Consider the following 14,485-nt stretch of genomic DNA (forward strand, 5'->3'; position numbering starts at 1 on the left):
AGAATGCGTAGGACACGCACTGCGGCGTTGATGATCGCCGCCGCCCTCGTCGCACCGTTGACCGCCTGTAGCGCAACAGGATCCGGCGAGAAGATGTCACTGATGGTCGACGTCGGATACCTGCCCAAGCACGCACCCTTCTTCGCGGCCGTGGATCGTGGATTCTTCGAGGAGGAAGGCCTCGACGTCACCGTGATGCCCGGATCCGGGTCGGGTAACACCGTCGCCGCCGTCGATACCGGCAAGGTCGACGCCGGGTGGGCCGATTTCGGTGTCACCGTCCTCAACCAGGGTCGCGGCGCTCAGGTGACGCAGGTGGACCTGCTGCAGGCCCGGTCGGCCTACGCGGTGGTTGCCTTGTCCGACGGCGACATCCACAGTTGGGAAGACCTGCCGGGCAGAACCATTGCAACCGAGGGTGCAGGCGCGATGACGGCCATGTGGCCGTACGCCCTGAGCAAGTTGGGCCTCTCCGCCGACGACGTGAACGTGATCCACGCGGCCAGCAGCGCCAAGATTCCCGGGCTCGTCTCGGGCCAGTGGGACGCCAATCTGGCTCTCTCGGTATCCGACGGTCCGGCTATCGATGCCCTCGGCAAGGAGCCGGTGGTGTTGAAGTGGTCCGACCTCGGCATCGATCTGTACGGCAACGGAATCGTCTTCTCCAACGAGCAACTGCAGAACAACCCGGAGCGCGTCGTCAAGTTCAACCGGGCGCTGCAGAAGGCATACCTGTGGTCCTGCGAGAACCCGGAGGGCGCTGCCGACTCGTTCCACAAGGAGGTGCAGGGGTACGAGACCAGCACCGTCGTTCTTGCCCTGGACGAACAGTGCGCACTGAACAATCGCCTCGGCGAGGAGTCGGAGCCCTTCGGCCTCATGACCGACGACGGCGTCCAACAGATGATCGACGTCTCCCGAGAGTTTCTCGGTCTCGATCCGAACTCGACGCTGACGCCCGCACAGGTCTACAGCAACGACTACATCGACCCACTACCCACTTCCGACGAGATCTCCGCACCATGACCGCCTACCTGACCGGGAGAGAACAATGAACAAGGCAGTTGAAGTCAACAACGTAGGGGTCTCGTTCCGATCGCGCGACGGCGACACCAACGCGGTCCTCGACGGCGTGAACTTCGACGTCGAGCACGGCCAGTTCGTCTCGATCGTCGGCCAGTCCGGCAGCGGCAAGACGACCCTTCTGAAAACCATCTCCGGGCTCCAGGCGGCGACGAAGGGCGAGGTGCTCATCAAGGGCGATCCGATCGCCGCGGGTGTCGAAGAGATCGGCATGGTCTTCCAGAGCCCGGTCCTGCTGCCGTGGCGCAACAACCTCGACAATGTCCTGCTGCCGCTGGAGTTCCGAGGCACTCGCGACAACGCATCGAAGGCCAGGGCACTCGAACTCCTGGACATGGTGGGACTGAAGGACAAAGCCAAGCGCTACTCCTACGAGTTGTCGGGCGGTATGCAGCAGCGAGTCGCCATCTGTCGGGCTTTGGTATCGGACCCGGAACTGCTCTTGATGGACGAACCGTTCGGTGCACTCGACGCGATGACCCGCGACACCATGAACTTCGAGATCCAGCGCATCTGGCAGAAGACGGGATGCAGCGTCGTCTTCGTCACCCACAGCATCTCCGAGGCCGTGTGGCTGGGTGACCGCGTCGTGGTCGTCGGAGACCGCCCGGGCCGGATCATCGCCGACATCACGATCGACTTACCCCGCCCCCGCGACAAAGAGCACCGTTATTCACCCACGTTCGCCGACTACGTCACCGAAGTCGAGTCGCACATCGGGGTCACTGCCGGAATCAGCTGACCTCGAACAGTTTTCAACGACAGGAGTATTCATGTTGCGTCTATCCGCACATCTCGACACGCTGGCCGACGAGTTCGGCCTGCACCCCCGGAAGAGTCTGCTGTTCTCGGCCATTCGGTTGGACTCTCATCCGCTCGTCACGCCACTGATCGCATCCCGCGACGGTGAGGACGCCATCCTCCTCGTCCGCCAGCAGGAACAGGGCAACGTCCTCTCGGCCGGCGTCGCCCCGGAGCGCATCCGCTTCTACGCACCGTGGGTCACCATCGATCCACGTCCCATCGCCGATGTCACCGTCGCGCAGAGTCTTACCTCCCTGGTGAAGGACCTTGCCGACGACGACGCCGTTCATCTCGACGCCGACGTGGTCTTCAGCCATCAGTTGACGCTCTCGGACAGCCTGACGGTCACCACCGAACCTCTCGCTCCGAGTCCTGTTCGTGTTCGCGCGATCTCGACGTCGGAGATCGTCGATCGCTTCACCGACTGGCGTCGACGTGGGGCCGACGTCGCCACCGCGCTGATTTCCGACGTCCCGCACCTGCAGGGTCTGACCGAGGATTTCGGTGCCGCGGACACTCGTTTCACGGGCTTGGAATCCATTGCCGCCGAACGCGGTGTCGACGGTCTGGTCGTGCTCGCGCCGCCGAACTTCTCCGAGATCACCGGCAGGTCGGCACGCGGTGACGTCGCGGTGTGGGCACCGGGGAGCGACCGGGTGTTCGTGATCACCACCGCCGACGCAAGCGAGTACGGCGACGCGGTCGGCGACTATGCCTCTCTCGCCGAGGCCGTCGCGGCGCTGGTGCCCGGGAAGCGGATCGGTATCGAGGAAGAATTCATGTCCGTCGGGATCGCCGGCCAGCTCGTGGACGCCGGGTTGAGTCTCGTTTCCGCGTCGATCGATCTGGCGCACTGGCGCGACATCCGCGATCACGAAGACCTACCGTTCCAGGTCATCGCGGCCCGGACGAGCGTGTACGCGATCGAGGAGGCACTGGCCTGGGCAGAACAGGAAATCGACGCGGGAACCGAGTTCACCGAACTGGACATCTACGGCCGCTACGTCGACTTCATCGACAAGTTCACGACCGAGAATGCCATCGGGTTCGTCGTCGAGCCGTATTTCACCAACCTGCACTCGTCGAACCGCATGCTGTTTCCGGGCCCACCCGTCGACTTCCCGATCAACGGGGACACCACGTGCATTCAGCTCGACGCCGGGGTGCAGGTGACCATCGACGGCGTCGTCGTCGCGACGTCCGACATGGCGCGTTCGCTGCCCCGCACTCCTGCAGCCAAGGAGGCGTACGAGTTCTTCTTCACCGTCGTGCGGCAGGGCATCATCGGTCAACTTCGTCCCGGCGTCGTCTGCGAGGACGTACACGAAGGAACACTGCAGTTCCTGGCCCCGCATCTCCCCCGCATGATCGAGATCGGAATGCTGGGCGAGGACACCGATTTCGACACCATCTATCGTCGCCGCAACGTCGGCCATCTCATGGGCAAACAGGAGTCCTTCGCCAACGAGCTGCGTCCCGGGTACAAGCACGCCTTGGACGTCGGATCGTACGGCGCCGCCGAGATCCCCTGGCGGTACGGAGATGTGGCGATCGGTACCGAAGATCTCTGGTTCATCGGCCGGAGCCGAACCTACAACCTCACTCGACGCGACAGGACCACGGCATGACCGACACCAGCACCATCGATCCCCGGCAGCGTCTCGCAGAACGGAACCTGACCCTGCCCGAGCTGGGCGCCCCGGCGTACTCGTACGACGCCTGGACGCAGCACCGCGATGTGCTGTACCTGTCGGGACAGATCTCGCGGACCCCGAGCGGAGAGGTCCTCAGCGGCAAGGCAGGGGTGGACGCCACCACCGAGGACGCCGCGGCCGCCGCCGAGGTCGCCGCTCTCAATCTGCTGGCAAGAATCGACCAGGCCGTCGGACTCGAGAACGTGACGCAGGTTCTCAAACTGAGCGTCTGGATCGCCAGCGGACCGGACTTCACGGACCAACCGGCCGCTGCCGAATCCGCGTCGGGACTCCTGATCGACGTGTTGGGGCCTGCGGGTCGTCACGCTCGAACGACGTTGCCGACGCATGTGCTACCGAAGAATGCCCTGGTGGAGCTGGAAGCCGTCGTCGCTGTACGGCAGTAGCGTTCAGCTACCGACCGAAGCCAGGATCGGCGACGGTACGGCCACGAACAGTTCGGCGGTGGCGATGCGGCGAACCGCCCGACGCAGCGTGACCGAGTGCAGCAGTCCGGCCGAGTCCAGGGCGATGTCGACGTCGAGAACCCCTGCGGCGGTGCCGATTCGGATGGAACCCGGCCATCCGATACGGGCATTGGTGGCAACCACACCACCGGAGACGGTGGCTGCGGCGGCAACGGCGACAGCGGATGTCAGACCGATGGCCGGATGGGGCGCCATCATCGACAGCATGCGGACGGAGATGTCGTAGTCGGCCGCGTCGACGTCGACACCGGCGGTTGTGCGGTAGTCCCGCGGCGGTCCGACGACCCCCACCTTGGGGATCGCGTGGGTGATCGGCTCGTCGGGCGCGCTGAGTCCCATGCGAAGCGCTGCTTGTCTGCGCAGTGCTACGAGAACCGGCAGATGCAGGGCGAGAACGTCGTTGGGTTCGGACCCGCCGAGTCCCAAGTCCGAGGCGTCGAAGAGAGCCGCCGGGGCGCCCGCTCGAACGAGGGTGCCCCGGTACTCCTTCCCGTCCAGTTCGATCCTGTCGACGGCTTCACCCGTCGGCAGAAGCGAGACTCGATCGGCAGCAAGATCGGTGAAGGTCAGCCCGACGGGGACACCGAGTGCGGTGGTGCCGGGCACTGCGGCGTCGCCCTCGGTGGGGACTCGGCCGCCGGGTGTCGCGATGTCCGCGGCGAGAATGGCACCGGTGTTCTCGTTGCGCATCCGGACGACGGTGACCGTGTTGCCTACGGGAACCAGTCCCGCCTGCACCGCGTAGAGACCGATCGCGGTGGCGCAGTTGCCGCAGTTGCTTCCCCATTCGACGGTTCGATTCTCGACGGCGACCTGCGCGAACAGGTAGTCGACGTCGATGCCGGGGGTGGCCGAGCGTCGCACGATCGCTGCTTTGGACGTTGTCGAGCTTCCCCCGCCCACGCCGTCGAGTTGGCGGGGATCTCCCGACCCGAAGGCTGCGGTCAGAATCGCGTCCAGCCCCCCGGCGTCGGCGATGTAGGGGTCGATGTCCACGGCATTGAACAGCCAGCACTTGCTGGTGCCGCCGCGCATCCAGGTTCCTCGAAGAGTGAACATCCGGTGTGCCTTTCGATCATGTTCTGAAGCTTGATCCCAGCGTGCGTTCTCCGCGCGTCAAGGACAATTACGAAATATGTTCGCGAGGTTCAGGAGAACTTAACGCGATCACAGCATCTCCGGCACGACGACGAGGATCAGCCAGCACAGCGCAGGTGCGATGGCGACGACGATGCCTGCGTTGAGGAGAAGCTGGCGGTAGAAACGCGGGCGCTCGATGTTCTGAGCGTTGGCCAGCACCAGTGCGCCGTTGGTGGAGAACGGGGAGACGTCGACGACGGTGGCCGAGATCGCGAGGGCAGCCACTACTCCGACGACGGGCAGCGCTCCGGTTCCGAGCAGCGGCATCGCGAGCGGGATGATCGCGGCCAGCAGCGCCGTCGACGACGCGAATGCCGAGGTGACGCCGATGACGTAACAGAGAACGATCGCGACGACGATCGGTGCGCCGATCGTGATTGCCATCTCGGCCAGGTGATCGATGGTGCCGACCTCTTCGAGGATCGAGATGTAGGTGACCATGCCTGCGACCAGCAGGACCGTCGACCAGCTTATGTCCGCGATCGCCTCGCTCTGCTTCTTCAAGTCGGTGAAGGCCAGGACGGCGCCCGCGCCGATCGCGATGAAGCTGATCGGCAGATGCAGGACCAGGACGAGAACGAGAAGCGCGCCGATGAGGAACAACGTCAGCTTCTGCACTGCCGTGACGGGCTCGGGCGCGCCGAGCACTGCGGTGCCGCCTGGCCTGGCGAGAACCTGCGTGGCCTGACGACCACCGCCGGACGGGACTCCCGCACCCCCGTCGCCGCCGGACCGGGGAGTCATACGAGGTGAGCCGTCACGCGACCCGCTGGTGGGCTCGGGTTCACTGGTGCCGGTGGCGGTGTACTCGAGACCGCGGACACGCGCCAACGTGGCGTAGCCGACGACGGTCAGGACCGAGAGCAGCAGGTTGATGCCGTAGCTGGCGAAGAAGAGGGTCCACGGATTGATGGACAACCCGTTGGATTCGACGATGTCGCGGACCAGCACACCCGACACGGAGATCGGTGAGAATGCACCTGCGTGAGCGCCGTTGATGGCCATGATGCCCATGACCAGAGGGCTCATCCTGGTGCGAGCGGCGAAGCCCATCGCGGCGGGCGTGATCAACGCGACGGCCGCCGGGCTGAACGTCCCCAACGCGGTGAGTACCGATGCGGCGAAGAAGAACACCCACGGCACCACCGTCACTCGGCCGTGAACGGCCCGGATACAGCTGTTCACCAGTAGGTCGATAGTGCCGTTCTTCTTCGCCATTCCGAAGAAGTAGGTGACGCCGACGATGGTCAGGACGATCGAACTCGGGAAGGCCGTGAGAATTTCCTTGTCGTCGTATCCGAGCGCGAAGTACCCGACGGCGAACGCGCCGATGAAGCCGAGGATTCCGATGTTGATCGGGAAGAAGGTTGCAATCACGAACATCGCGACCAGGGCGACGAGTGGCAGTAACTCGATGGAGGTCATGGGAGGTCTTTCGGTGGCTGGGTCGATCCTTGGTTACATTCAGCGCTTGAACGTTGTCCACGTCACATTATTGACCTGTGCCGTTCAGAACAATATCGTTCTGCTACCAACTCGTTTAGCTCAACTGAAAGCAGACCGGCCATGCAGCACTCCTTCGACGTGGTGACCTTGTTCCTCCTGCTCGACATTGCCGAGGCGGGTTCGCTGACCGCAGGCGCCGAACGCGCGAACATGACCCCGTCCGCCGCGTCCCAACGCATCGCCAAACTCGAACACAGCATCAAGCAGCCGGTACTGACGCGGCTCCCCCGCGGCGTGCAGTTGACGGAAGCAGGAGAGATCCTCACGAGCAGGGCACGACTGTTCCGCCGTGAGATGCGCGCGGCAAGCGGTGATCTCGAAGCAATCCGGGGATTGACGCGTGGATCGGTGAGACTCGGCTCGTTCCCCACCGTCAGCGCATCACTGCTCTCGGACGCACTGAAGGACTACCACGCACGATGGCCGGGGGTCGACGTCCGCGTCAGGTCGGCGGTACGCCCTCAGCTGCTGGACATGCTTCACTCCAGCGAAGTGGATCTGGCCCTGCTGTGGAGCTACGCATGGACGGAGGAAGCCGAGAGGTCGCTGTCGCTCGAATCGTTGATGGAGGACGAGACCCTCCTGCTTCGCCCGATCACCGACACTCACGCAGAGAGAGAAGTTGCCCTGTCCGACCTCGAGAAGTCGAGGTGGATCATCCGAAGCAGCGACCACCCGGCCGCCGAAGTGTTGTTCCGCAGTTGCCGCGCAGCAGGATTCGAGCCGGAAGTGGTGTACGAGGCCCACGATTATCAGGAGATCGAAGCCATGGTCGCCGCCGGAGTCGGCATCGCAATGGTTCCCAGACTTGCAGTGGTACACCATCGCCCGGATGTACAGACCGTTCGCTTCCGCGCACAGGACAACGTTCCGACACGCGTCATCTACATCGCGTCGCTTGCCCGCCGCCAGTACACACCCGCGATGTACGCGATCTCCAGCGCCCTGCGGGGTGCCGCGGACCGCATCGCGGGAGCCCCTGCAACGGCGTGAGCCGGGCCGATCACGCCTGAAGCGACGCGTCACCACCACACCGTGAGGTAGCGTCGGGCAATGGGTGTCTCGGAGTTCGGTGCGAAGAAACTGACCATTGCGGCCTGCGCTCTGGTGCTGATTCCCATCACCGCCTGCACCACGTCACAGGACGACGCCTCCGCGCCCGAGCCCTGCACGTTGCCCGCGTCGGACTCGGTGACGACGGTGGACGCGGCGCCGTCGGCCGGCGGTGACATCGGTACCAATCCGGAGATTGCCACCGGGTATCGCTCCGGGATGGAACCGGTCGACACCACCGACTTCGCTGTGTCGACGGCCAATCCGATCTCCACCGACGCTGCGTGCGAGGTGCTGGCGGACGGCGGAACCGCCGCCGACGCATTGATCGCCGCGCAGACCGTCCTCGGTCTGGTGGAACCACAATCGTCGGGAATCGGCGGAGGCGCGTTCCTCCTCTACTACGATGCGGCGTCGGGCGACATACAGGCGTACGACGGACGTGAGGTCGCACCCGCGGCAGCCACCGGTGACTACCTGCGGTACATCGACGACGTGAACCGGACGGTGCCCCAGCCCGACGCACGGTCCAGCGGCAGATCGATCGGCGTGCCGGGCGTCATGCGTATGCTCGAGCAAGCCCACGCCGACCACGGAAAGCAGGACTGGGCGGAGCTCTTCGATCCGGCAGTCGCGCTCGCGGACAACGGCTTCGAGATCAGCCCGCGAATGGCACAGTCCATTGCCGATTCCGCGCCGAAGCTCGCGCTCGACCCGTCGTCGAAAGAGTACTTCCTGAATCCGGACGCGTCCCCGAAGGCCGAGGGAACGGTACTGACCAATCCTGGGATGTCGAAGACGTTGTCCGCCATCGCATCAGGCGGCGCCGACGCCTTCTACACCGGCGACATCGCGCAAGCCATCGTCGACGCCACCGCGGACACCTCCGCCGGCCGGACACCAGGACTGCTGACCATGGAGGACCTGGCCGCCTACGAGCCGAAGACCAGAACCGCCGTCTGCACCGAATACCGAGACCACGACATCTGCGGGATGCCCGGTCCGTCGTCCGGTGGGATAGCCGTCGCGTCGACGATGGGGATTCTGTCGAACTTCGATCTCGGCCAGTACGCGCCCACCGACATGGATGCCGACGGCGGTGTCCCGACGGCCGAGGGTGTACATCTGATCTCCGAAGCAGAACGGCTCGCCTACGCTGATCGCGACTTCTACGTCGCCGACCCGGATTTCGTACCACTGCCCGGTGGTTCACCCGACACCCTCCTCGACCCCGAATACCTCTCGGGGCGTGCGGCTCTCATCGATCCTGCGCGCAGTATGGGCAAGGCCGAGCACGGCGACTTCGGCCCCGTGCAGTTCGCGTCGTCCACCGAGCAGGAACACGGAACCAGCCACATCTCCGTCGTCGACAGCTACGGAAACGCCGCGTCGATGACGACGACCGTCGAGTCCGCGTTCGGCTCGTTCCACATGGTCGACGGCTTCCTGCTGAACAATCAGCTGACGGACTTCTCCGCCGAGCCCGTGGCACCCGACGGCACTCCGTTGGCCAACCGAGTGGAACCGGGCAAGCGCCCACGCAGTTCCATGGCGCCGACCCTCGTCTTCGACAAGACCGACGACGGCAGCCGAGGCGACCTCGCCTTGGTCGCAGGTTCGCCCGGCGGATCCGTCATCATTCAGTTCGTCGTCAAGACACTTGTCGGCGTTCTCGATTGGGGAATGAACCCCCAGCAGGCCGTCTCGATGGTGGACTTCGGTGCGGCGAACTCCCCTGCCACCAACTACGGCGGTGAACACCCGAACGTCACCGGCCCCGACGACCCCGTCGTACGCCAACTCGAGCAATGGGGACACCAGGTCTCCACGGCGGACCAATCCAGCGGCCTCAGCGCCCTCCAGCGCACCGACAACGGTTGGACCGGCGGCGCCGACCCTCGTCGAGAAGGCATCGTGTTGGGGAACTGATCGACGGATGCTCGTCAGGTGTGTTCCAGGGCCGTCGGCGTCATCCCGAGAATCGGTATGGTCAGCTCCGGGTCGTCACAGAGCCCGGGCGATCATGGATTTCATGACTTCGTTCGCACCTGCATAAATGCGCTGAACACGAGCGTCCTGGTACATCCGGGCAATGAGGTATTCGCGCATGTAGCCGTAGCCGCCGTGCAGCTGCACGCATCGGTCGATCACCGCGCACTGTTGATCGGTGAGCCAATACTTCACCATCGCAGCTTCGGCGGCGTCGAGTTTCCCTGCCAGGTGCGACCGAACACACGAGTCGAGGAATACCTCGCACGTGCGGGCAATGGTTTGACATTCGGCAAGCTCGAACGCGGTGTTCTGAAACTCGAACAGACTGTGTCCGAACGCCTGCCGCGATTTCGTGTATTCCACGGTATCGTGCACGGCACGGTTCATCGCCCCGGACGCCTGCGCTCCAATGATGAGCCGCTCCTGCCCGAGTTGGGCCATCATCTGAGCAAAACCGCAACCTTCCTCGCCCAAGAGGTTCGCAACGGGCACCCGTACGTCGGTGAAGGAGAGCTCCGACGTGTCGGCACCGAGCTGGCCCACTTTGTCCAACACACGTCCGACCGCGAAGCCCTCCGCGTCACGAAGGTCCACCAGCAGAAGGGACACTCCCTTCGCACCTGCTTTCGGGTCCGTCTTGACCGCAAGCACAATCAGATCCGCGGACGACCCGTTGGTGATGAAGGTCTTCGAGCCGTTGACCACGTAATGATCGCCGTCACGTATCGCCGAGGTCTTGATGGCTTTCAGGTCCGAGCCCGCGCCAGGCTCGGTCATACCGATGGCCCCGAGCAACTCACCCGTCGCCATCCCCGGGAGCCACTGCGATTTCAGTTCCTCGGTGCCGTACTCGTTGATGTAGTGAGCGACGATGCCCGAATGTACGGATATTCCGAACGACAGGTCACCCGAGTAACCCTGCGCACAGAACACAGCGAGGTCGTGTGCGAACGTTCCACCGCCCCCGCCGTACTCCTCGGGGATGGAGCAACAGAGCAGTCCGAGCTTGCCTGCTTCGAGCCACACCTCACGATCGATCCGGTGCTGTGTATCCCATTTGTCGTTGTGTGCCATCACTGCTCGCTCGAAGAATCCCGTAGCCAGCTCCGAGAGGGCTTCCACTTCGTCGTCGTGCCAGGTAGGTACGTATTTCTTCACTGACTGTCCTTCGTTGCGATATTCGATCTCGCTGACTGGATCGCGGCCTCGGGCGCACGCGCGGATTCCGGGTACCCGTGGAGCAGGTCGGTGAGTTCGCGGTGATACTTCTCGACGTTCGCGACCTTGACTTGCTCGTATCCACGGACCACGTCGGGCAACTCTGCAATACGCACGGCGGTCGGAAGACTGTTCGGGTTCAGCAGTGCCGTCACTCGAGAGATCGTGTCGCGGTACTCGCTGATCAACGCACGCTCCATCTTTCGGATGTGGTGGTAGCCGAAGACATCGAGTTTGGTTCCTCGGACGCGACGCATGGCTCGCAGTGTCTTGAAACCGGGGTTGACCCACGATCCGAGCGAGAGCTTGTTCTTCATCCCCATGGCCCGCAGCATGGGCGGGTGCAGACGGACCGCACGGGTGGCTCCAGCTCCGAACGCTTCCTTCACTGTCGCGTCGAACTCGGGATCGAGAGCGAGCCGCGCTACCTCGTACTCGTCCTTGTAGGCCATGAGTTTGTGCAGGCTGTGCGCGACGGCTTCGGTCAGTTCCGAGGAACCTGGCACGGCTGACTCTTCCTGCCTACGCACCTGCTCGACGAACTCGACGTACTGTCGCGCGTAGTCGACGTTCTGATAGTCCATCAGCTCGGCAGTACGGATCAGGACCTTGCGAGCAAGTTCCGAATCGTCGCCGGCACGTACCGTCGACGCGATGGCAACCGCCAAAGCCGACGGTGGTGCAGGTACGAAGACAGCACGACGGTTTGCATCGATCGCAGCATCGAGTCCATCCGGATCGGCGACGGCCTGTCGGCCCCGCCGGAATGCCTGCAGGTTCGCAGCTACCGACACACCGTTCAGTGTGATCGCTTCTTCGATCGCCGCGAGTCCGATCGGGAGCACTCCGGTTTGAAATGCAGCGCCGACGAGCAGCATGTTGGTGTACTGCTCGTCGTCGAACAGTTCACGGGAGAGCAGCGCCGGGTCGAGGTAGACAGCACGTGAGGTTGCGCCGCCGATGGCAGATCGAATCTCGCCGATACCGGGAAACGCGATGGACGTGTCGACGACCATCTTGCCGGTCGGAATCTCGGTCGTGGAGACGACGGCGACAGTCTTTTCGGCGTCGGCCACCTTCAGGTTGACCGGATCCGTCGCAACCAGGGAGTCGCATCCCAGGTAGAGACCGCAGCGGCCCTGCCCGATCTTCGACGCTGTATCGCGGACGTCGTTGGTGATCTTCAGATCCGACACCACGGCGCCCCCCTTCTGAGCGAGTCCTGTCTGGTCGAGGCTGCGAACGAACTTGCCGTCGATGACCGCGGCGGTGGCGAGTATTTGCGCGACGGTGATGACACCGGTGCCGCCGACGCCCATGATGCGCATACCGAATTCGTCGGTGATCGGCGGGACAGCCGGGTCGGCAACGATGTCGGATCCGACGTCGGCCACCGGTTCGCGCTGTTCCGCCGGACCCGGTGTGACCGTCACGAACGATGGGCAGTCCCCCTCGAGACAGGAATAGTCCAGGTTGCAGGAGGATTGATGGATGGTGGTCTTGCGGCCGAACTCGGTGTCGGTGGGATGAACGGACAAGCAGTTCGACTTCTCACCGCAGTCTCCGCATCCCTCGCAGATCCGTTCGTTGATCATCACGCGAGTCACCGGCGTTTCCATTTTGCCGCGCTTGCGCTTGCGCCGTTTCTCCGCAGCGCATTCCTGATCGTGCACGAGGACAGTGACACCAGGGACGGCGGCAAGTTCTTCCTGCACCGTCACGAGATCGTCGCGATCACGAACTTCGACGCCCTTGGGTAATTTCAGCGACCTGACACGATCGTGGTCCTCGGTGGTGACGACGACTTTCTCGACTCCTTCGGCGAGCAGAAGTCGAACGAGTTGGTCCAGCGGCATTCCACCGACGGGATCCTGACCTCCGGTCATGGCGACCGTGGCGTTGTAGAGAAGCTTGTAGGTGACGTTCTCACCCGATGCCACGGCGGCGCGCAGCGCGAGCGAGCCTGAATGCATGAACGTGCCGTCGCCGATGTTCTGAACGAAGTGGCCTTCGGTCAGGAACGGCGCCATGCCGATCCACTGGGCGCCTTCGCCGCCCATCTGGGTCAATCCGATGACGTCACCGACCTGCTTGTCGTCCATCATCATCACCATCGCGTGGCAGCCGATACCGCCGCCGACGAGTGTGTCCGGCGCAACCTTGGTCGAGGAGTTGTGCGGGCATCCCGAGCAGAAGTACGGCGTGCGGGTGAGCATCGGGAGCGCGATCCTGGACCGCTTGGGACGTTCCTTGTAGCGCAGAACCGGGTCGATGCCGTGTTCGTCGCCGAGCCGCTTCGTCAGCGCACTCGCAACGAGATCGGCGTCGAGTTCACCGAACGAATTGACCAGGGGCTTGCCGTTCGTGTCGTGCTTACCGATGACCATGGGCGCATCGACCCTGCGGTACAGGATGTCTCGGATCGCGGTCTCGATGAAGGCACGCTTCTCCTCGACCACGATGATTTCGTCGAGTCCCTTGGCAAAGGCGGTGACGATGTCGGGGTCGACAGGGTAGATCATCCCGAGCTTGAGTATGCGAATGCCGTATCGCCGCAGGTCCGTCGGTTCGAGCCCGAGAACCGACAGTGCTTCCCTCAGATCCAGATACGTCTTGCCGGAGGTGACGATTCCGATGCGGTCGTCGGGACTGGATTGCACGATCCTGTTGAGCCCGTTGAGTCGCGCGTATTCCAGCGCACGGGGCAATCGGTCCATCTGTTGGCTACGTTCGAGGGTAAGCAGGTTAGGGCCGACGAGGTTGGCGTTCGGGGTGTACGTACTGGGCCCGAGAGTTCCGAATTTCGGGTCGATGCGGTCCGGATGTACGACAGCAGAACTCGCGCCGTCGGCAACCGCGGTGACGATCTTCAGACCCGACCACAGTCCGGTGAACCGCGACAGGAACGGTGCATGCACACCGTAGTCGAGGACCTCCTGAGAATCCGCCGGGTACAGCGTGGGGATCAGCAAATCGGCCATCGCAACTTCGGATGCACAGGCCAGGCTGGAGGACTTGCCGCCCGGGTCGTCGCCCACGATGGCAACGGCGCCGCCGCGCGGATCCGCGCCGACGAGGTTGGCGTGTCGGATGGCATCGGATGCGCGGTCGAGGCCGGGCGACTTTCCGTACCAATACCCGGTGACCCCGTCCGAACGCAGATGCCCGATCTGTGGGGCCATCTGGGTGCCGAGCACCGACGTCGCCGCCAACTCCTCGTTGACGCCCGGACGGTGAACGATGTCGTAGTCGGCCAGCAGCTTTCGTTTGCGACCGATTTCGAGGTCGTACCCCGCGAGCGGAGACCCCTCGTATCCGGAGACGAACGACGAGGACTGCAAGCCTCGCCGCCTGTCGAGAATCGCGCGGTCACGCAGAATGCGAACCAACGCTTGGATGCCGGTGAGATAGATCGAACCCTCGTTCAGGGTGTAGCGGTCGTCGAGGGCGAAGGCCGTGGACCGGGGTTGGAGCGTGGAAGTCACTGTGAATGTCCTTCAGTGGTCG

Annotated in this window: 10 protein-coding genes; 6 read left to right on the forward strand and 4 right to left on the reverse strand. The window is 63.8% G+C overall.

What is annotated here, in order from left to right; translation table 11 throughout:
• The first annotated feature begins 3 nt into the window (after positions 1-3).
• Genes CH290_RS00925 through CH290_RS00940 form a run of 4 tightly spaced genes read left to right on the forward strand, consistent with a single transcriptional unit; the run spans position 4 to position 3,988 of the window.
• Positions 4-1,026, forward strand: coding sequence for an ABC transporter substrate-binding protein (locus CH290_RS00925; protein WP_020111919.1), 1,023 nt, complete (start codon positions 4-6; stop codon positions 1,024-1,026).
• Between the two features lie 25 nt (positions 1,027-1,051).
• Positions 1,052-1,825, forward strand: a complete 774-nt coding sequence (locus CH290_RS00930; protein WP_019663763.1) for an ABC transporter ATP-binding protein — start codon at positions 1,052-1,054, stop codon at positions 1,823-1,825.
• Positions 1,826-1,856: 31 nt separating this feature from the next.
• On the forward strand, positions 1,857-3,515 hold the full coding sequence (locus tag CH290_RS00935) for a M24 family metallopeptidase (protein ID WP_033189215.1): 1,659 nt from the start codon (positions 1,857-1,859) through the stop codon (positions 3,513-3,515).
• A complete protein-coding gene (locus CH290_RS00940) occupies positions 3,512-3,988 on the forward strand; it encodes a RidA family protein (RefSeq protein ID WP_033189214.1) in 477 nt (158 codons plus the stop codon). Before CH290_RS00935 ends, CH290_RS00940 begins: the two co-directional genes overlap by 4 nt.
• Positions 3,989-3,991: 3 nt before the next feature.
• Here CH290_RS00940 and CH290_RS00945 read toward each other — a convergent pair whose 3' ends face one another.
• Together CH290_RS00945 and CH290_RS00950 are read right to left on the reverse strand one after the other, a co-directional pair.
• Complete coding sequence (locus CH290_RS00945) at positions 3,992-5,128, reverse strand: PrpF domain-containing protein (protein ID WP_033189213.1); 1,137 nt, start codon at positions 5,126-5,128, stop codon at positions 3,992-3,994.
• A 108-nt stretch (positions 5,129-5,236) separates the two neighbouring features.
• The gene (locus CH290_RS00950) at positions 5,237-6,634 is read right to left on the reverse strand and encodes an SLC13 family permease (protein ID WP_033189212.1); all 1,398 of its coding nucleotides are present in this window, start codon (positions 6,632-6,634) and stop codon (positions 5,237-5,239) included.
• Between the two features lie 141 nt (positions 6,635-6,775).
• Between CH290_RS00950 and CH290_RS00955 the strand changes: the two genes are divergently transcribed.
• Positions 6,776-7,708 carry a LysR family transcriptional regulator gene (locus tag CH290_RS00955; protein WP_033189211.1) on the forward strand — a complete coding sequence of 311 codons (933 nt, stop codon included), beginning with the start codon at positions 6,776-6,778 and terminating at the stop codon, positions 7,706-7,708.
• Between the two features lie 60 nt (positions 7,709-7,768).
• A complete protein-coding gene (gene ggt / locus CH290_RS00960; protein WP_033189210.1) occupies positions 7,769-9,697 on the forward strand; it encodes a gamma-glutamyltransferase in 1,929 nt (642 codons plus the stop codon).
• Positions 9,698-9,772: 75 nt separating this feature from the next.
• Here ggt and CH290_RS00965 read toward each other — a convergent pair whose 3' ends face one another.
• Positions 9,773-10,918 (reverse strand): acyl-CoA dehydrogenase family protein, encoded by a 1,146-nt coding sequence (locus tag CH290_RS00965; protein WP_033189209.1) that lies wholly within the window; start codon positions 10,916-10,918, stop codon positions 9,773-9,775.
• Entirely contained in the window at positions 10,915-14,463 is a 3,549-nt protein-coding gene (locus tag CH290_RS00970) for an indolepyruvate ferredoxin oxidoreductase family protein (RefSeq protein WP_052083148.1), read from the reverse strand. The genes CH290_RS00965 and CH290_RS00970 overlap by 4 nt, the downstream gene beginning before the upstream one ends.
• Between the last annotated feature and the right edge of the window lie 22 nt (positions 14,464-14,485).

Source organism: Rhodococcus sp. 06-156-4, assembly GCF_002259345.1.
Classification (GTDB): Bacteria; Actinomycetota; Actinomycetes; order Mycobacteriales; family Mycobacteriaceae; genus Rhodococcoides; species Rhodococcoides fascians_E.

Bases quoted from the DNA above. Each gene is read 5' to 3' on its own strand.
- CH290_RS00925 (WP_020111919.1), top strand. From the start codon at position 4: ATGCGTAGGACACGCACTGCGGCGTTGATGATCGCCGCCGCCCTCGTC.
- CH290_RS00930 (WP_019663763.1), top strand. From the start codon at position 1,052: ATGAACAAGGCAGTTGAAGTCAACAACGTAGGGGTCTCGTTCCGATCG.
- CH290_RS00935 (WP_033189215.1), top strand. From the start codon at position 1,857: ATGTTGCGTCTATCCGCACATCTCGACACGCTGGCCGACGAGTTCGGC.
- CH290_RS00940 (WP_033189214.1), top strand. From the start codon at position 3,512: ATGACCGACACCAGCACCATCGATCCCCGGCAGCGTCTCGCAGAACGG.
- CH290_RS00945 (WP_033189213.1), bottom strand. From the start codon at position 5,128: ATGTTCACTCTTCGAGGAACCTGGATGCGCGGCGGCACCAGCAAGTGC.
- CH290_RS00950 (WP_033189212.1), bottom strand. From the start codon at position 6,634: ATGACCTCCATCGAGTTACTGCCACTCGTCGCCCTGGTCGCGATGTTC.
- CH290_RS00955 (WP_033189211.1), top strand. From the start codon at position 6,776: ATGCAGCACTCCTTCGACGTGGTGACCTTGTTCCTCCTGCTCGACATT.
- ggt (WP_033189210.1), top strand. From the start codon at position 7,769: ATGGGTGTCTCGGAGTTCGGTGCGAAGAAACTGACCATTGCGGCCTGC.